Annotated in this window: 14 protein-coding genes; 12 read left to right on the forward strand and 2 right to left on the reverse strand. The window is 37.2% G+C overall.

What is annotated here, in order from left to right:
- Position 1: 1 nt before the first annotated feature.
- The 9 genes from MKY26_RS05585 (at position 2) to MKY26_RS05625 (ending at position 11,551) form a co-directional block, all read left to right on the forward strand.
- On the forward strand, positions 2 to 2,137 hold the full coding sequence (locus MKY26_RS05585; RefSeq protein WP_322909301.1) for an acetate--CoA ligase family protein: 2,136 nt from the start codon (positions 2 to 4) through the stop codon (positions 2,135 to 2,137).
- Between the two features lie 17 nt (positions 2,138 to 2,154).
- Complete coding sequence (locus MKY26_RS05590) at positions 2,155 to 2,565, forward strand: PaaI family thioesterase (RefSeq protein ID WP_180316969.1); 411 nt, start codon at positions 2,155 to 2,157, stop codon at positions 2,563 to 2,565.
- An 11-nt stretch (positions 2,566 to 2,576) separates the two neighbouring features.
- Positions 2,577 to 4,352, forward strand: a complete 1,776-nt coding sequence (locus MKY26_RS05595) for an acyl-CoA dehydrogenase family protein (protein ID WP_341092787.1) — start codon at positions 2,577 to 2,579, stop codon at positions 4,350 to 4,352.
- Positions 4,353 to 4,700: 348 nt separating this feature from the next.
- Positions 4,701 to 5,498 (forward strand): enoyl-CoA hydratase/isomerase family protein, encoded by a 798-nt coding sequence (locus MKY26_RS05600; RefSeq protein ID WP_307314088.1) that lies wholly within the window; start codon positions 4,701 to 4,703, stop codon positions 5,496 to 5,498.
- A 12-nt stretch (positions 5,499 to 5,510) separates the two neighbouring features.
- A complete protein-coding gene (locus MKY26_RS05605; RefSeq protein WP_233435257.1) occupies positions 5,511 to 6,674 on the forward strand; it encodes an acyl-CoA dehydrogenase family protein in 1,164 nt (387 codons plus the stop codon).
- 36 nt (positions 6,675 to 6,710) lie between these two features.
- Positions 6,711 to 7,925, forward strand: coding sequence for a CaiB/BaiF CoA transferase family protein (locus tag MKY26_RS05610; protein ID WP_095373351.1), 1,215 nt, complete (start codon positions 6,711 to 6,713; stop codon positions 7,923 to 7,925).
- 571 nt (positions 7,926 to 8,496) lie between these two features.
- Positions 8,497 to 9,591 (forward strand): glutamate 5-kinase, encoded by a 1,095-nt coding sequence (gene proB / locus MKY26_RS05615; protein ID WP_322909304.1) that lies wholly within the window; start codon positions 8,497 to 8,499, stop codon positions 9,589 to 9,591.
- Complete coding sequence (locus MKY26_RS05620; protein ID WP_322909305.1) at positions 9,588 to 10,835, forward strand: glutamate-5-semialdehyde dehydrogenase; 1,248 nt, start codon at positions 9,588 to 9,590, stop codon at positions 10,833 to 10,835. The genes proB and MKY26_RS05620 overlap by 4 nt, the downstream gene beginning before the upstream one ends.
- Before the next feature lie 89 nt (positions 10,836 to 10,924).
- Positions 10,925 to 11,551 carry an NUDIX hydrolase gene (locus tag MKY26_RS05625; protein WP_095373348.1) on the forward strand — a complete coding sequence of 209 codons (627 nt, stop codon included), beginning with the start codon at positions 10,925 to 10,927 and terminating at the stop codon, positions 11,549 to 11,551.
- Here the strand turns inward: MKY26_RS05625 and MKY26_RS05630 are convergent.
- Positions 11,546 to 12,370, reverse strand: a complete 825-nt coding sequence (locus MKY26_RS05630) for an MBL fold metallo-hydrolase (protein ID WP_095373347.1) — start codon at positions 12,368 to 12,370, stop codon at positions 11,546 to 11,548. The two genes, MKY26_RS05625 and MKY26_RS05630, sit on opposite strands and share 6 nt — an antisense overlap.
- Before the next feature lie 182 nt (positions 12,371 to 12,552).
- Here MKY26_RS05630 and helD point away from each other — a divergent pair, with 182 nt between their 5' ends.
- The 3 genes from helD (at position 12,553) to MKY26_RS05645 (ending at position 17,359) form a co-directional block, all read left to right on the forward strand.
- Positions 12,553 to 14,799 (forward strand): RNA polymerase recycling motor HelD, encoded by a 2,247-nt coding sequence (gene helD, locus MKY26_RS05635; protein WP_095373346.1) that lies wholly within the window; start codon positions 12,553 to 12,555, stop codon positions 14,797 to 14,799.
- Positions 14,800 to 14,968: 169 nt separating this feature from the next.
- Positions 14,969 to 16,516 (forward strand): esterase/lipase family protein, encoded by a 1,548-nt coding sequence (locus MKY26_RS05640; RefSeq protein WP_322909676.1) that lies wholly within the window; start codon positions 14,969 to 14,971, stop codon positions 16,514 to 16,516.
- Between the two features lie 111 nt (positions 16,517 to 16,627).
- On the forward strand, positions 16,628 to 17,359 hold the full coding sequence (locus MKY26_RS05645; RefSeq protein WP_095373345.1) for an SDR family NAD(P)-dependent oxidoreductase: 732 nt from the start codon (positions 16,628 to 16,630) through the stop codon (positions 17,357 to 17,359).
- A 62-nt stretch (positions 17,360 to 17,421) separates the two neighbouring features.
- Here MKY26_RS05645 and MKY26_RS05650 read toward each other — a convergent pair whose 3' ends face one another.
- Complete coding sequence (locus MKY26_RS05650) at positions 17,422 to 18,975, reverse strand: ABC-F family ATP-binding cassette domain-containing protein (protein WP_095373344.1); 1,554 nt, start codon at positions 18,973 to 18,975, stop codon at positions 17,422 to 17,424.
- Between the last annotated feature and the right edge of the window lie 31 nt (positions 18,976 to 19,006).

A 19,006-nucleotide genomic window follows, 5' to 3' on the forward strand; every position in this document is an offset into this window, starting at 1 on the left:
AATGGATAAAAATGAAGCGATACAAAAATTTCTTCACCCAGAATCAATCGCCATTGTAGGCGTATCAAAAGATTTCACATCCATTAGTGGTAAACCGATCAAAAACCTTATTCAGCATCAATATAAAGGCAATATTTATCCTGTTAACCCTAAATATGAAGAAATTGGTGGTTATAAGTGTTACCCTTCTTTGGTTGATATTCCTGACTCCGTTGATGTCGCATTAATTGCTGTTTCAGCTAAAAGAATGTTATCTATCATCGATCAATGTAAACAAAAAGCGATTAGAAGTATCGTACTTTTTGGCTCAGGTTTTGCAGAAATAGGAGAAGAAGGTTCAAATCTACAGAATGAAGTGTTAGAAAAGGCTGAGGAAGCGAATATTCATATTCTTGGTCCCAACTGTGTCGGTTTATTAAATGTTCATTTATCACTACCAATGGGGTTTGCTACCTCGTTTGAAACAGATCGGCCCTTTATTTCTGGACCAGTCGGGTTTGCTTCTCAAAGTGGAGCGATTGGCTTTTCATTATTCGGGATGGCACAAGAAGAGAATATAGGATTTTCCTATGTCGTGAATACGGGAAATCAGATGGATATTACGACACTTGATGTCATGAATTATATGGTAAAGGATGAGCAGACATCAATCATTACTGGTTATTTAGAAAGTATTCCAGACGGGGAACAATTTATTCGATTAGCGAAAGCCGCAAAAGAAAAAGATAAACCACTCATCATGTTGAAGGCTGGAAGGTCAAAATTAGGACAGAAAGCGGCTTTATCGCATACAGCCTCAATGACTGGTTCTGACGAAACGTATCAAGCAATCGCCAAACAATATGGCATTATTACAGTGAATGATATTGATGACTTAATCACAACAGTCAAAGTCTTTTTAAATCAAAAAAGGGCAGCTGGAAATAGAGTGGTAACAATTTCTAATTCTGGAGCTGCAGGTATTGCAATGGCTGATTATAGTGAAGATTTGCAGCTTAATATGATTACGTTGACTGAAGAAACGAAGAGAAAAGTGGCAGATTTAATCCCTACTTACGGATCTGCGATGAATCCGATTGATGTGACTGCGCAAAGTTTAAAAGAACAACATATTCTAACCGATACATTGAAAGTATTATTAGAAGATACAACAATAGACAGCATTGTTTTTCAAACGACATTTGGAGGCGAATTAGGCTTTAATATTTGCAAAGCAATAGCGGAAATAGACCCGAAAACAGATAAACCGATACTCGTGACGATTACTGGCACAGATGAATTAACAGGCAAAGGAAGAAGGTATTTACAACAAAATAATATCCCAGTATATAAAACATCTTATGAAACGATGGTTGCACTAAGTTTACTAGTACAATATTCAACAAAGACTGTTAATGATGTTCAGGTAGCTGGTGAAAACATTTATCATACTGATGAAATAAAGGAACGAATTTGGACTGAAGTGAAGGTTAAACATTTATTAACAAACTTTGGCATCCGTACACCTAAAGGAGTACTCATCAATAAGGTAGATGAGATAGAGACTATGAAAGTAGACTGGGATATTCCTAAGGTGTGCAAAGTCATTTCTTCCGATATTCTTCATAAAACGGATGCAGGTGGTGTTATTGTTAATATACAGAATGAACAAGAATTAGCGTTAGCGGTTAAGGAGATAACAGAAAGTGTAAAGAAATATAATAAAGAAGCACAGATAGATGGCTTTCTTGTGGAAGAGATGGTTAAGCAAGAAGGTGTAGAATTTTTCATTGGCGTGAAAGAGGATCCTCAATTTGGTGCGATTATTGTCTGTGGGCTAGGAGGGATATTTATTGAAGTATTTAAAGATGTATCGCTAAGAAAAGCTCCAGTCAGTGAGGAAGACGCAATTGAGATGCTAATGGAATTAAAAGGTTATGCCGTTTTGCAAGGAGTTAGGGGAAAAGGCAGTCATGACATTCAGGCATTAGCTCGAGCGATAGAGAAGATATCACATTTTGCTGCTAATCAAAATGGTAGATTAAAAGAGATGGATATCAACCCTCTGATTGTGCTTGAAGAAGGAGAAGGTGTGCTTGCCCTAGACGGTGTCATCGTTTGGGATGAAAAAATTGATCATTTAATAGAATCCTTATGAATGGAGAAGTCTCTATTATGAAGAATGAATACTTACAATGGCTAGAAAAGGAGTTTAATACATCTCCTTATTGGCAGCTTCTTGGTATTACAATGGATGAATTGGAAGCAGGGAGAGCGCGCATTAAGATGTCAGTACAAAAACAACATTTAAACTCTAATGGTGTGGTTCATGGAGGCGCAACTGCCTCCTTATTGGATTCGGTTATAGGTGTCACTATTCGGTCAATGAAAGATGTTAAAGTTGCGACGATTTCATTAACAACTCAATTTCTCGCCCCTGTTAAAGAAGGGATCTTGTATGCAGAAGCGAAAATGATACATGAAGGAAGAAGAATCCAATATGTTGAGTCTATCCTTACTCAGGAAGATGGAAGTGTTGTTGCCAAAGCGCTAGGTACCTTTTCTATTAAACAGCGGATAAGTTAGGAGGTGGATTTATGGATGAGTCTATTAAAGTACCTCAACCGGAACCGATAAAAGGTGGCATGCCAGAACCGACAGAAATCAATTATTTCTTATCAGATCCCCATATTCATTTTTTATTAGCACACTATGTAAATGATGAATATCAATTAGTTAAAGATAAGTTAATTGAGTTAGGGGATAGAGCAAATAATGAAATCGATCCGCTTTCGAGAGAGGCGGACAGACATCCACCAACATTAACAATGTATGATAAGCGTGGACAACGAATAAACGATGTTAATTATCATTCATCCTATTCACGTCTCGAGGAAATCGGTTATGAAGAATTCGGCTTGGTTGCCATGAGTCATCGTAGCGGTGTCATGGGGGCTGAAACGGCTTTTAATAAAGTGATGAAATACACTTTTTGGTATGTATTTGCTCAAGCTGAATTTGGTTTATGTTGTCCGATGAGTATGACAGACTCAGCGGCGAAGATTTTGGAGGATTATGGAAGTGTAAAACTAAAGAAAGAATACTTACCCCAATTAATTAGCACGAAGAGTGATAGAATGACGGCTGCTCAATTTATGACAGAAAAGCAAGGCGGCTCGGATGTGGGTGCCAATTCAGTCAGAGCAGAAGCTAATGGAGATTCATGGTTAATCACGGGGGATAAATGGTTTTGTTCAAATGTTAGTGCTGATGTAGCACTTGTATTAGCGAGACCAACAGGTGCAAAAGAAGGAACAAAAGGGTTGGCTATGTTCTTAGTACCAAGAATCTTGCCTAGTGGAGAAAGAAATCATTATACGATCAATAAATTAAAAGATAAATTAGGGACAAAAGGAATGGCTTCAGGAGAAGTAACTTTTGAGCGGGCGACTGGTTACTTAGTTGGGGAACTTGATCATGGGTTTAAACAAATGATGTCAATGGTCAACGCTTCAAGGTTATCAAATAGTGTCCGTTCTACAGGTCTCATCAGGCGCTCTTATTTAGAAGCCTTATACACAACTAGAGGACGTATCGCATTTAAAAAACCATTAGCCAAACTTCCTCTCATGCAGAAACAATTATTTGAAATGATGCTAACATCGGAAGTGGCGACATCCATGTCACTATACACGGCACATACCTTTGATTTGACCGAAACTAAAAAGGATGAGAAAGCAAAAACGATGCTAAGATTGTTAACACCTTTGTTAAAAGGTGTAATATGCAAACAAGCAAGAGTGATTGCAGGTGAATCAATGGAAATGAGAGGCGGCAATGGATATATTGAAGAATGGGCAAATGCTAAACTTGTACGTGATGCACATTTAGGGTCAATATGGGAAGGTACGACGAATATTGTTGCGCTGGATGTTTTAAGAGCAATTACAAAAAATAAGGCAAATACTGTGTTAATACAAACAATGAAAACGATTTTAAATGAAGTGACGTTTGTTGATTTTACCCCATTGAGAAAGAAGTTATTAACTAATATGCATCTATTAGAGGAAGATCTTAATCTAATAGGGCAAGTTAGCCCTACAGAAGTAGAAATGGAAGCTATTTCTATCATGCAACGCATTTATTATTTATTAGCGAATTGCTTATTGTTGAAAGAAGCTGAAATTGAAACAAAGGAAACAAGCAGTTATAGAAAATATTTTAATGCTTGTTATTATTATCATCTGCATATCGAAAATAGTAAAAGTCGGTGTTTTCACCAAAGTGTATGGCAATGGGGAGAAGATGTTATCAATTGGGTGACTATCCCCAAATCAGCGATCTCTCATTTTAATGAGCAATTAAGTAAATAGAAAATTCTAAAAAATATTGCAATTAAAAATTGGATACAGTATCCTATAGATAACCATTTTTATAAGTAGGGTGAAGACGAACGACAACTTGTGAGAAAAAACGTGAAGCTTCGTTGTTACTCCTAGCAAACCATTAAAAACATCATTTAAAGGAACCTTTAAGGATTGAATGAATGTTACGATGCATTTCCACAAAGAACATCTACGAACATTTGGCGAAAAATGAGCAGGTATTCGTCTCCACTTCTTTTAATGAATCATACTAAACCAACAAGAATATTAGGAGCAACTATGTCAATGATTGCGTATGGAATAAATGCTCATTTATAGCAAAAAAGGAGGATATAAATGAAAGTTGAGACATATGAAACGATTGACCTAAAAAAAACTCATCATAATCAAATTGCTATCTTACGTTTAAACCGTCCACAATCAATGAATGCATTGAACACCAAAATGGCGAGTGAAATCGTATCAAGTTTAGAAATCTTAAAATATGATCCAGATTTACGAGTCATTATTTTAACTGCAGAGGGGGATAAAAGCTTTTGTGTTGGAGCTGATTTAAAAGAGCGAAACGGAATGAGCCAACGTGACTGGAAAAAACAACATGATATTTTTGAAAGAGTGACTGAATTAATTCGTGAGTTTCCTTTTCCTATTATTTGTGCTGTAAATGGTTATGCGCTAGGCGGTGGTATGGAGATTGCATTAAGCTGTGATATGCGCACGGCAAATGAAAACGCTTCATTCGGTTTACCTGAAGCGAAACTCGGTCTCATACCAGGGATAGGTGGTACACAAATGGCCATAAGAGTATTACCACTTGCAATAGCTAAAGAAATTTTATTTACAGGTAAAAGAATCAGTGCTACAGAAGCTGAGACATATGGACTCGTGAATAAAGTTTGTCGAGAAGAAAGCTTATTAGAAGAGACAATTAAGTTGGCATCAGAAATTGCAGAGAACGCGCCACTTTCATTAAAGGCATTAAAGAAAGTTGTTAATAAAGGAGCAGATTGCGATTTATCTACGGGAATCGCACTAGAATTAGAAGCATATTATCGTTGTGCTAATTCTAACGATCGTTTAGAAGGAATTTATGCTTTTAATGAAAAAAGAAAACCACAATGGCAAGGAAAATAAAGGAGGGTAAAAATGGCACAGACGAAAGTCAATACTGAACATGACATGATTAGAAAAAGTGTGAAAAGTTTATGTGAGAGATTTCCGGAAACGTATTGGCAAGAAACGGATGAAAGGGAAGAATATCCAACAAGTTTCGTTCAAGCCTTAACAGATGAGGGGTGGCTTTCAGTTCTTATTCCAGAACAATATGGCGGAGCTGGTTTGGGAATGACAGAAGCGAGTATTGTATTAGAAGAAATTAATCGCTCAGGCGGGAATGCGGGTGCTTGCCACGCACAGATGTATACAATGGGTGCAATATTAAGGCATGGTAGTGAAGAACAAAAACAGAGATTTCTCCCAAAAATCGCCAGTGGTGAAGCAAGACTCCAAGCATTTGGGATTACGGAACCTACAGCTGGCAGTGATACAACTAGTATTGAAACTTTTGCCCAAAAAGAGGGAGAAAAATATATAGTTAACGGACAAAAAATTTGGACATCTAGAGCTGAGCATTCTGATTTGATGCTACTTCTAGCAAGAACAACACCGAAAGAAACTGTAACGAAGAAAACAGATGGCTTAAGTTTATTCATACTAGATATGAAAGAACAACGCGATAAAATAACCATTCGTCCGATTGATACAATGATTAATCATGCGACAACAGAAGTATTCTTTGAAAATGCGGAAATTCCTGTAGAAAACTTAATTGGTGAAGAAGGTAAAGGGTTTAAATATGTTCTTAGTGGAATGAATGCGGAGAGAATATTAATTGCCTCAGAATCTGTTGGAGATGGTTTATACTTTATAGATCGCTCAGTACAGTATGCTAATGAACGTGTAGTATTCAATCGCCCTATTGGAAAGAATCAAGGTGTACAATTTCCAATTGCTAAGGCATTTATGGAAATAGAAGCTGCAAAGCTAATGAGAGATAGGGCGGCTGAATTATTTGATGAGGGAGTCAATTGCGGTGCAGAAGCAAATATGGCTAAATACCTTACTTCCGAAGCGACATGGAATGCTGGAAATGCGGCAATGGATACTTACGGTGGCTATGGTTTTGCCAAAGAATATAATATTGAACGTAAATTTAGAGAAGCGAGATTATTTAAGGTTGCCCCAATTGCCAATAATTTAGTATTAAGCTTTGTCGGACAGCATGTATTAGGATTACCAAGGTCTTATTAACTTGTACCATTTCTTTTACTACAGGGAGGGATAAGGATGACGGGACCTTTAGCAGGCATGAGAGTCGTTGATGTCACAACCAATATTTCTGGTCCAACTTTAACAATGATTCTAGCGGACTTAGGTGCAGAAATTATTAAAATTGAACGTCCGGGTACGGGAGATGACGCCAGAGGAATGGGGCCATTTATGAGTGGAGAAGGTGTATATTTTCTCCATATTAATCGAAATAAAGAGTCGGTTGTCATCGACCTTAAGAAACAAGATGGGAAACAAATCGTTTATGATCTTGTCGAATCGGCAGATGTATTCGTTGAGAACTTCCGACAGGGAAAAGCTGAGCAAATGGGATTAGGTTATGCTAAATTGAAAGCAATAAACAATCAAATCATCTATTGTTCATTATCAGCATATGGCCAAAGTGGGCCGCAAAAATTGCAACCGGGCTATGATGCTATTGCTCAAGCTGAAACAGGTATCATGGGTATCAATGGAGCCAAAGACGCTGAATTAGCGAGAGTACCTGTCTCTATTTTAGATCAAGGAAGTGCAATGTGGGGTGTGATTGGTATTCTATCTGCACTTTTGCATCGAAAGCATACAGGTGAAGGGCAATTTGTTTCTACTTCTTTATATGAAACCGGTTTATTTTGGAGTAGTTATCATATGCTTTCCTTTTTAGCGACAGGAGAAGAACCACAGAAAAACGGCTCTGGTCACACGGCATTTGCTCCTTATGGTGCTTACTTGGCAAGCGATACGTATATCATGATTGGCATTTCTAATCAATCGCTATTTGAAAGATTATGTCGGGTTTTAAATAGTATGGAGTGGCTATCAGATCAGCGATTTAGAGATAATAAAAATCGTGTGGAAAACCAATACATCTTAAAAGAAAAAATAGAACTGATACTTCAAAGGGAAACTGCTGATTATTGGGTGACGGAATTAAGCGCGGCAGGTATCCCAAGTTCCAAAGTGAAAAAAATATCTGAAGTCATTGACGCAAAACAGACAGAAGCCCTCGACATGTGGGAACAAGTAACACATGATACAATTGAAGATTTACGTCTCCCAAGACTACCTTTTCAGCTAAGTAAATCTACACCTAAGGTGAAAACGGCATCGCCAAAACTAGGGGAAAATACGGATTATGTCCTACAATCATTAGGCTATACGCAAGAAAGAATAGCAGAACTTTCATCCAGCCAAGTTATTGCACCTTATGAAAAAGAACTGAAAAACAGATAAAGCATTTATGAGCTCTTCTATTAATGTGGTAAGACATTTATAGGAAGAGCGTTTCTCTTGGTTCAACTAACACGTAAAATAGAACAACTGTTTTTCATCTACAGTATCAAAAAAGTTGAAGAAAAGATGTGTTTGATGAATATTACATATGAAGTGGTAATATTTCATTACTACGATAAATATTTCTTTTCATGAGAAAGATTTCTGCTATAATAGTTGTAATACTGAAACGTTTTAATAGAAGAAAGAGTCAAAATTATAAATGAACGATTGAAAGAGGGCTAGTAAATAGGGATTGGCATGAAAGAGAGTGGAATTTATCAGCTGAAAGATTCCACCATGTTTCAACCTATTGAACCTGCCTCTATAGTCTGGTGAAAACCATCAGCGGTGATTGAGACGTTAACTCATAAAGTGGAATGTTTAAAAGAGAGCATTCAATTAAGGTGGTACCGCGAACCTAACTCGTCCTTATGTATTAAGGCTTGAGTTAGGTTTTTTTTTATCTTTTAAAAAACTAGACTGAGACATCACTACATGGGTGTTCGTGCTCTTAAAAGGAATGAATCATATGGGGAAGAAAAGAATGATCGTTAAAATTGGCAGCAGTTCATTAACGAATGAAAGGGGAGAGATTGACCGCTATAAATTTACCGATCATATATTAGCAATTGCAAAAATACAGAAGATGGGCCATGAAGTGATTGTCGTATCCTCGGGAGCAGTAGCAGCAGGTTTTAGAAAACTAGGTTATTCTTCCCGTCCCATTACATTAAAAGGGAAACAAGCTGCGGCTGCTATCGGTCAAGGATTATTAATTCAAAGTTACATGGAAGCCTTATTAAAATTTGACACCTTGGCAGCGCAAATTTTACTGACTCGATCCGACTTTAACAATCAAGTCCGCTTTAGAAATGCGTACGATACGATTATGGAACTGTTAGATCGTAAAGTCATACCGATTATTAACGAAAATGACACTGTTTCTATTGAGGAATTGACTTTCGGGGATAATGATATGTTATCAGCACTCGTTAGCGGGCTTGTTCATGCTGATTTACTTGTAATTTTAACAGATATTAATGGCTTATATGATCAAAACCCGTTTAAGTACCCAAATGCCAGCCGAATTGACTTCTTAAATGAAATTACTGATGTGCAAATGAAAGCGACAGACGGTGCGGGCTCTAAAGTTGGTACTGGCGGCATGTACTCAAAGTTGAATGCTGCTAAAACAGCTATGGAATTAAATGTTCCGGTTTTTATCGGTACTGGTAAAGGTGAAGACAAACTTATAAGCATCCTTAATGGAACTGGAGACGGTACATATCTTTCTAATCAGCAAATGAAAAAGATTAATACGAAACGGCAATGGATTGCCCTTCATTCAACGGTCAAAGGAAAAATCTATGTGGATAAAGGTGCCGAAAAAGCACTTGTGCATGGTGGTGGCAGTCTATTATCACCTGGAATTGTTAAAATTGATGGAAGTTTTCTTTCGGGTGAGGTTGTTGAAGTGAGGTTTGAAAGTCAACTAATTGCTAGGGGAGAAGTAAGTTGTTCTAGTCAATATCTTACGCAAACAGCACATAAGAAAAACCGAATTAAAGAAGTGATTCATCGTGATAAATTAGTTTTGGAATCGAATAGGAGTGAAGGGAAATGACAAGTGAAGTATATGAAAAAGGTAAGTTAGCAAAAAAAGCGAGCTATCGTTTAAGTGGAGCTACGACAGCAGAAAAAAATCAAGCATTAAAGGCCATTGCCAATCAATTAATAGAAGATCAAGAGGAGATCCGTTTAGCCAATGAAAAAGATATAAGGATGGCGCGTGGCCACATGAATGACAGTATGATTGATCGTCTTATGTTAGATGAGTCTAGAATAAAAGCAATGGCACAAGCGGTCACTGATATCGCACAACTTGACGATCCTATAGATCGTGTATTGCAGACAATAAAAAAAGAAAATGGTCTACTTATTCAACAAAAGTCAGTCCCACTGGGTGTTATAGGCATGATTTACGAGGCAAGACCTAACGTAACTATTGATGCAGCTTCACTAGCTTTAAAGACAAATAATTGTGTAATTTTACGAGGGAGTAAAACGGCTCTACATAGTAATCGTGCGCTTGTCCAAACTGTTCATCGGGCATTACAATCGACGGAGCTACCAATTGATAGCGTCTTATTAATTGAAGATACGAGTAGAGAAGCTGCCAAAGAATTATTTCATCTTCATACTTTTCTCGATGTGCTTATCCCTAGAGGTGGAAAAGGATTGATTGATACTGTTGTACGTGAGGCATCCGTGCCGGTTATTGAAACAGGCGCAGGCAATTGCCATATGTATATTGATGAGTTTGCGGAATTAGAAATGGCGAAGAAAGTAGTATTAAATGCGAAGAAACAAAGACCTTCTGTTTGCAATAGTATCGAATCTCTTTTGATTCATACTCATTGGTTGGAAAAATACGGGGGAGAATTTTTAGCTTACATGGAGAACGAGGGAATTGAAATGGTTGGTGATCAATATGTGAAAGCCATTCTTCCTCACATCGAATTAGCCACTACAGAAGATTTTCACAGTGAGTTTCTTTGCTTAAAAATGAGCGTTAAAACAGTTGCCTCTGTTGAAGACGCCATTACTCATATTCGTCAATATGGGACAAAGCATTCAGAAGCAATTATAACTGAAAATAATAGTCGTGCAGCAACCTTTATGAATCATGTAGATGCTGCTGCTGTTTATCATAATGCTTCAACAAGATTTACAGATGGATTTGAATTTGGTTTTGGCGCTGAGATTGGCATTAGCACACAAAAAATGCATGTGCGTGGACCAATGGGATTAAAAGCATTAACATCAAGTAAATATTTTATTGAAGGCAATGGACAAATAAGAGAATAATTGTTAGCTAGAAGTTAGAGGAATTTTGCTAGCGTTAGAGAAGTATAAATGAATAAGATGATATTCTTCTAAAAAGGTGTGACTTATACATGGAAACTATTCCTAAGCCAGCGGCGACAGTCTTATTAATCAATCCACAAGGACAAGTATATATGACGAAACGCCCAGCAACAATGAAATTTCTTGCTGGGCATTATGTTTTTCCTGGTGGCGCAGTGGATGAGAAAGACTCGCTGCTATCTAATAGATTAATTGCTCCAACAGATCAGGCAAATATCCCTTTAGCTTATTATGTTGCTGCCGCAAGAGAAGTCTATGAAGAAATTGGAGTTTTCCTTGGATGTGATAGAACAGGGGAGCCGCTCTCATTTCAAAGAGAAGAAAGTTTGAACGATAGGAAAAGGCTCTTAAAAAAGGAAATAAGTTTTATCGAGTTATTAAAAGAAAAAGAAGCCGCGCTAGATTGTCGCTGCTTCACATATATCGGCCATAAAACGACACCAGCAAAAAGTCCAATACGTTTTGATACACGTTTCTTTATTACGCGTCTTCCAAAACGGCAACAACCAATTCCTGATCCTTATGAAGTGGCAGAAGCCAGGTGGATATATCCAAAAGATGCTTTGCATGCATATGAGAAGGGTGAAATTAAACTCATACACCCGACTATCCGTTCACTTGAAAAAGCAATTTGTTGGTTAGATGCAACTTCATGAATAACTTGAGTAAGCATTTCTGTTCTGTATAACCTTTCTTTCTTCTATCAACTTAATTAAATGAGCTTCTGTTGTTTTTTCTGCCACTACTTTGTTTGAAGGGTGAATATGACCAGCGTATATCTTATTCGTAATTTCGTGTAATAACAGGGGCTCATTCTCTTTTAAAATTTGTAAAATTTGTTCTTCTCTCTGTATCCTTCTATTCAGTACATAATCAATATGTTCGTATGGATTATTAATCCAATCGCCATGACCAGGACCAACCATTGTTAAGGATAATGATTTTATTTTTTCTAATGTGATGAAATAATCTTTCATATTCCCATCTGGTGTACCAATCCAAGAAGTTCCCTTTTCTATTAAATTGTCACCTGCCAGTAAAATCTTCTTAGAAGGTAAATAAAAGCTTAAATGGCCTGAAGAATGCCCTGGGAGATGTAATGCGATCAGAGATTCATCGCCTATAGATATTTCTTCGTGATCAGAAAGGTAATGGAGGTGATCAATTTGAACATTCCTTCTGATTTCCGGCTCCTCAAGTGGATGAGCAAATATAGGTATTTGCCAATCAAGAAGTTGTTTCACTCCAGGTGAATGATCTTTATGTCCATGGGTGAGAAGAATCGCTTTCGGAATGGGAAGCTCATGTTTTTTTAGTGCTGTATGTAGTGTTTCTCTTGTAATGGGTTGATTATAACCAGTGTCAATGATTAGAGTTTCCTCTTTATTACCAATGATGTAGCTATTTGTTGTTGTATATGGCCAAAGAGTGGGAGTAGGAATAGGTATTCGTAAAACACTAATATCAGATTTCATTATGTCCACCTTTTATAAATAATTTGAATATTATGAATATTTTTTAGCTATTGATACTTACTGAAAAAATATGCTATGATACATAAGTATGGCTGTTTGTTATTATTGTGTAAAAGTATCCAATATAATAATACCAAAAATATTGAGATGTGTCAACTAATTTTTTATCGAGGAGTGATTCTATGCAAGAGCGACAAGAAGAGCAAAAAAGGGTTGATAGAATAATACATGAAGTGATTAAGAAGCAAGTCGCTTATATAGAAAATCGCGACCACGTACAAAAGGATGTAAAGCAATTAAAAACAGGATTTTGGGATGATGTGACAGTCAACCTAGAGGAAATGGACGATGTAATTGAGACATTTCAAAGTGTAAAGCAGCAAGCAGAATTATTAGGGGAAAGAGAACGGCGAATGGGAATGCTCGATCAATATGTCAACATATTGTCGAAACAAAAAGACTCACCCTATTTTGGCAGAATTGATTTTAAGGAAGATGGGGAAGAAAAGGAATCCATATATATTGGTGTTGCCTCATTAATGGATGAAAACGATGAGCAGTTTCTTATTTATGATTGGCGGTCACCTGTTGCGAGTATGTATTACGATTACACACCTGGAAAAGCAAAATATGACACCCCTTATGAAACAATTATGGGAGAAATGTTATTAAAGCGTCAATTTATTATAAAAAAGGGGAAAATTGAAGGGTTATTTGATACGGGTTTAACGATTGGCGATAGTGTGCTGCAGGAAGTGTTAGGTGGACACGCAAATGCACAGATGAAAAGTATTGTTGCTACGATTCAAAAGCAACAAAATGCAATTATTCGCAATGTGAAAGACGATTTGATTATTGTTCAAGGAGTGGCAGGTAGTGGGAAAACATCAGCAGCATTACAAAGAATCGCTTACCTACTATATCATTATAGGAAATCATTACATGCTGAAAATATCATGCTATTCTCGCCAAATCCGCTATTTAATAGTTATGTTTCTCAAGTGTTACCAGAATTGGGTGAGAAAAATATGAAGCAGGATACTTTTTGGCACTTCATTCAAAGTAAGTATGATGCAAAGCTTACGATAGAAACACCGCTTGATCAATTAGAATTTCTTCTTCAAGAAAATGATTCAAGTGAAAAAAGAGTCCAGGAAATTGAAAATAAGTCCTCTTTATCCTATAAATCTTCTATGGATCAATATATTAGCCATTTATTAATAGAAGGGATGATTTTCCGTGATATCACCTTTCATAATGAAAAATGGCTGACTGTCGATGAAATCGGTGAGAAATTTTATTCTTACGAAAGTAATATCTCAATCGCGAACAGACTGCAACTTATACAAGAATGGATCCTTTCTATAATAAAGAAAAAGGAGAAAGCAGAACGGAAAAAGGCATGGGTTGAGAATGAAGTAGAATTACTTGATAAAGAAGATTATTTACAAGCATATAAAAAGGCACAGCAAATAGATAATGATGGCTTTATGCAACCAGAAGTTGAGCAAGCGTATTTGATGAAAATGGTTGTAAAAAGGAGACTTAAGCCACTTCGGAAACAAATCAAATCTTTCTATTTTGTTGATATACTTGCAATGTACGTTGAGTTTTTACGTACAAGTAACAAAGATGATTCGGGATTAGAGGCAACTGTATCTGGTGATATGCTGTATGAAGATGTGGTACCCTATTTATATTTAAAACAACAATTACTAAAGGAAGATGGTCATACGTCTGTACGTCATATTTTTATTGACGAAGCACAGGATTATTCACCCTTTCACTTTGCCTATTTAAAAGAGTTATTCCCGCATAGTAAGTGGACGTTATTGGGAGATGTGAATCAAACTATTCACTTTCACGCTGACAATCAGTCTGTCCTTTTTAGTAATGAAAAAGCTACAGTTTATCAATTAAGACAAAGTTATCGTTCAACAAAAGAGATTACGACATTTACTTCAAGTCTACTTTTGAATAATGAAGATATCATTCCTTTTAACCGAAGTGGCGAAAAGCCCGTTATCAAAAATGTGGATGAGAAAGAAGCGCTAACGATACTCATAGATGTCGTTCGTCGATCCGTCTCGCTAGGCCATGAAACCATTGCGATCATTGCTAGGAGTGCGAGTCAAAGTGAGGAGTGTTACCGTCAATTATTTCCTCATTTTAACAATGTGAACCTTATCCATCAAAAAACAACGGAATTTCAAAAAGGAATTACCATTATTCCATCTTATTTAGCAAAGGGGATTGAATTTGATGCTGTTGTTATCCCTGATGGTGAACAATATAAAAAAGAGAGGGACCGCTTTTTATTCTATACTGTGTGTACGAGGGCAATGCATCAATTAGTCATCCTGCAAAAATCGCAAACGAATCCGTTTATAAATGGAGCAAATGTGCACACATATGAATCTATATTATAATGATTGTTTTAGGTATGTAGGATATTATTCGTATCTTGCATACTTTTTTTATATCTTTTGATGTGTTTTTACAAATTAAAGGAGGAAAAGGGGATTTCTTGCATAACCCTTTTAAGGGAGCAATTTTTGCTTTCAACCTGATTAGAGGGAGGAATGTGAAGTGAAAAAAATGGTCGCTTGTATTGCCATCGTCACGCTATTTATGTTAACAACCTCTCAAGTATTTGCTGCTAAAACGATTACGCCTCAAGGAAAGCTTAAGCCACCAGGAGAAGTATTCACGCCGGGAGAATGGTTTCTCGGAAGTGTACCACCGAATTTAGATACAAGTAAACCCCCGATTGTCTTTGTTCAAGGAAAAAATGGTAGTTCAACTAGTTGGTATGAAGAAACGGAATATCATGGTGTAAATGATATGTATACAAAAGCGTATGAATCTGGTTATCAAACTGTGTTTTTACAATTGCATGATGCGGCAGGGGAAGGTTCGGCAAGCCAATTTGATAACGGTGAACTTCTCGCTTCGATGCTTGCTGATATTTCCGCGCATTTTCAAGGGAGAAAATTAAATATTGTCGCTCACAGTAAAGGTGGGCCAGATACACAAGCGGCCCTCATTCATTATGGTGCACACGCATATGTTGGTCGAGTCATTACATTAGGTTCCCCTCATCATGGTTCACATTTGGCTGACCTTGCTTATAGTTGGTGGGCAGGGTGGTTAGGTACGTTGTTAGGGCAAAAGGATGATGGGACCTTTTCTTTACAGGTAGGTGAAATGGCTCACTTTCGCTCAATAACTGATCATCATTCTAATGCAACGAAGAATAAGTATTACACTGTTTCCGGGACAAATAAGGGACCGTCAATGTCCGCTTTATGGATGGGTGGCCAATACTTATCCTCTGAAGGTGAAAATGATGGTTTAGTTAATGATTGGAGTACAAGATTACCATATGGTACACATCTCTTTAATGACACCTCTCTCGATCATGATAAAATTCGTATGGGCTCCGCTGTATTTTCTAGAATTGAACCATATTTGCGTACATCATCTGTAGCCGGATTGAAAACGGATGATGTAAAAAGTAGCGACACATTTATGTCTGAAGATATTTCCTCCTATACCCACGGTGGCGAATGGCAAGGGAATGCCCTTTATAAACAATCCTTTCATGTGGATGAACAACTTAAAAACATACAAATCTGGACATCAACGAAGGATGTTAAAGTTAGATTAATCTCGCCAACTGGAAAAGAGTATCAAAGTTACGCTTCATCACCTAAAAGTGCAGAAATATTTAATGGGGCAGCAGCACATAGTTTTACTGGCATTATATCTGAAACAGGCCGTTGGCAAGTGCAACTAACATCTAATAAGAAAGATAATGCCTATGTGATGAATGTTACCCATGAAGGGAAAAATAATCTAGAACTAAAGATGAATCCACTTTTCTCAAAGGATCCAGTTGCTTTCTCCCTACAATCAAACAACAATATACAATCTATCACAATGAATACGAAATTAGTGGATAAGAACGGCAATACAGTAGTGGCACCTTTAGATGTACAAAACACTTCGCGTAATGGGTCAATTGGCCAATTTAATGCTAAGTTAAGTAGTGGTGTTTATAATATGACTATTGATATAAAAGGTAAAACACTTCAAGGGGCCCCTTATGAAAGAACAGTTATTCGCTCGTTTTATGTACAATAGTAGTGTTTGATTTATCGTTTGATTGATGACTGAGGTGCTGATACTGGCATCTCTTTTTCTTTTTAACTAAAATAAAGGCAAGTCAATTGAATTAGATGGGGTGAGATGTGAATGAAGTTTATAAATAAAACAGTTATTGTCACTGGTGCAGGAAATGGAATTGGTCAAGGGGTTGCACTCGCTTATAGGCGGGAAGGTGCCAATGTAGTAGTGGCTGATTGGGATGATTCTAACTTTGCTGCGCTTGAAGCAAAGGGGCTTGATTGCCTTCAGATAAATGTCCAAGAAGAAGCAGACATTCAACGATTATTAGAACAAACAATCGAGAAGTATGGACAAGTAGATATTCTCATTAATAATGCTGGTGTATCTGTCTTTAAACCTTTGTTCGAATTAACATTAGACGAATGGGATCGTGTCATCAATACAAATGTAAGAAGCGTATTTCTAGCCACGAAAGAAGCGGCGAAATATATGAAAAATAACGAAACTGGTGGAGCGGTTGTAAATATGGCTTCTACTCGTTCGATGATGTCTGAAGTCAATTCAGAAGCCTATGCTGCTTCAAAAGGTGGCATAGTTAGTTTAACTCATGCATTAGCTCTTTCCCTAGCAGATTATCACATTACGGTTAATTGTATTTCGCCAGGGTGGATTGAGACGAATGAGAAGGCGGAACTGCGAGAAGTTGATCATCATCAGCACCCTTCAAGGAGAGTCGGGACGGTAGCTGATATAGCTAAAGCCTGTCTTTACTTAACAGATCCAGAAAATAACTTTGTGAACGGAGAGAATATTACTGTAGATGGTGGTATGACGAAGAAAATGATATATGAAGAATAAATAAATGATAAAAAGCAAGGTTCCTCTAGTAAAGAATAAAGGAACCTTGCTTGTTCATATTTCTATTTCATTGCGTCTGACCACTCTTCTACATTCCACACTTTTGTGACCCAATCTTCGTAAAAATCGGGTTCGTGGCAAACGAGGACAATGGTGCCTTTGTATGCTTTTAAGGCTCTTTTTAATTCTTCTTTCGCAGTAATATCTAAGTGGTTTGTTGGTTCGTCAAACAGCAGCCAATTGCTTTCGTTCATCATTAACTTGCAAAGACGTACTTTCGCTTGTTCTCCCCCACTTAGTTGGTTCATTGGTCTTGAAATATGTTCATTTTTTAGCCCGCATTTAGCGAGAGCTGCACGTACCTGATGCTGATCCATCGCTGGGAACTCGTTCCATACATCATCTATGGGTGTAATTTGCTCGCCTTTCACTTCCTGTTCGAAATAGGAAGGGTAGAGGAAGTCACCTCTTTCAATTTTTCCGCTAATCGCTGGGATTTTTCCAAGCATTGTTTTTAAGAGGGTAGATTTTCCGACACCGTTACAACCAACTATGGCAATGCGATCCCCTTTTTCAATCGTAATTGACATTTTTGGCAATAGGGCATGTGTATAACCAATTTCAAAATTCTCGCCTTCAAACACATAACGGCTACTAGCCCTCGACTCTTTAAATTCGAAAGTAGGTTTAGCGGCTGTTTCAGGACGATCAATTCTCTCCATCCGGTTTAATTGCTTTTGCCTACTTTTTGCACGACCTGTGGTTGAATATCTCGCCTTGTTTTTTGCGATAAAATCTTCTTGTTTCTTGATGAATTCCTGTTGCTTTTCATATGCTTGGATATGTTGATTTTTATTGATTTCTGCCAGTTCTAAGAATTTTTCATAACTAGCCGTATAGCGAGTAAGTTTAGAGAATTCTAGATGAAAAATAACATTTGAGACACCGTTCATAAATTCAGTATCATGCGAGATTAAAATGAAGGCATACGGATATTCTTTTAAATAGTTGGATAACCAGTCTATATGTTCAACATCTAAATAGTTTGTTGGTTCATCTAAGAGTAAAACTTGAGGTTGCTCAAGCAATAGTTTAGCAAGTAAGACTTTTGTTCTTTGCCCACCGCTAAGTGCTGCGACATCTCTATCCAAACCTATTGCATCTAATCCCAATCCTCTTGCGGCATCGTCTATTTTTAAGTCGATTGAATAAAATCCGCCTGCTTCTAGTGTATCTTGAATTTCTCCCATTTGCTCTAGCAAAACTTCTAATTCTTCTGGTGTGGCATCTGCCATCTTCGCTGTGACTTCATTTAATTCTTCTTCTTTTTTATATAATGGTAGAAAGGCATCTCTTAATGCATCGCGCATCGTTTTTCCAGGGGTTAAAACAGTATGTTGATCCAGATACCCATATTGAACATTAGGTGTCCATTCCACTTTGCCCCCATCGTGAATAAGTTGCCCTGTAATAATATTCATTAAAGTAGATTTACCTACCCCGTTCGCTCCAACTAACCCTACGTGATCTTCTGCTAATAAACGAAAAGACACGTCCTTAAATAATGTTCGATCGCCAAAAGTATGACTAAGATGATCAACTGTAAGTAAACTCATTTTGTAATCCTCATTTCTTCATAATCATTTA

The sequence above is a fragment of the Cytobacillus sp. FSL R7-0680 genome (genome assembly GCF_038009245.1).
GTDB lineage: Bacteria > Bacillota > Bacilli > Bacillales > Cytobacillaceae > Cytobacillus > Cytobacillus kochii.

Bases quoted from the DNA above. Each gene is read 5' to 3' on its own strand.
- MKY26_RS05585 (WP_322909301.1), top strand. From the start codon at position 2: ATGGATAAAAATGAAGCGATACAAAAATTTCTTCACCCAGAATCAATC.
- MKY26_RS05590 (WP_180316969.1), top strand. From the start codon at position 2,155: ATGAAGAATGAATACTTACAATGGCTAGAAAAGGAGTTTAATACATCT.
- MKY26_RS05595 (WP_341092787.1), top strand. From the start codon at position 2,577: ATGGATGAGTCTATTAAAGTACCTCAACCGGAACCGATAAAAGGTGGC.
- MKY26_RS05600 (WP_307314088.1), top strand. From the start codon at position 4,701: ATGAAAGTTGAGACATATGAAACGATTGACCTAAAAAAAACTCATCAT.
- MKY26_RS05605 (WP_233435257.1), top strand. From the start codon at position 5,511: ATGGCACAGACGAAAGTCAATACTGAACATGACATGATTAGAAAAAGT.
- MKY26_RS05610 (WP_095373351.1), top strand. From the start codon at position 6,711: ATGACGGGACCTTTAGCAGGCATGAGAGTCGTTGATGTCACAACCAAT.
- proB (WP_322909304.1), top strand. From the start codon at position 8,497: ATGGGGAAGAAAAGAATGATCGTTAAAATTGGCAGCAGTTCATTAACG.
- MKY26_RS05620 (WP_322909305.1), top strand. From the start codon at position 9,588: ATGACAAGTGAAGTATATGAAAAAGGTAAGTTAGCAAAAAAAGCGAGC.
- MKY26_RS05625 (WP_095373348.1), top strand. From the start codon at position 10,925: ATGGAAACTATTCCTAAGCCAGCGGCGACAGTCTTATTAATCAATCCA.
- MKY26_RS05630 (WP_095373347.1), bottom strand. From the start codon at position 12,370: ATGAAATCTGATATTAGTGTTTTACGAATACCTATTCCTACTCCCACT.
- helD (WP_095373346.1), top strand. From the start codon at position 12,553: ATGCAAGAGCGACAAGAAGAGCAAAAAAGGGTTGATAGAATAATACAT.
- MKY26_RS05640 (WP_322909676.1), top strand. From the start codon at position 14,969: ATGGTCGCTTGTATTGCCATCGTCACGCTATTTATGTTAACAACCTCT.
- MKY26_RS05645 (WP_095373345.1), top strand. From the start codon at position 16,628: ATGAAGTTTATAAATAAAACAGTTATTGTCACTGGTGCAGGAAATGGA.
- MKY26_RS05650 (WP_095373344.1), bottom strand. From the start codon at position 18,975: ATGAGTTTACTTACAGTTGATCATCTTAGTCATACTTTTGGCGATCGA.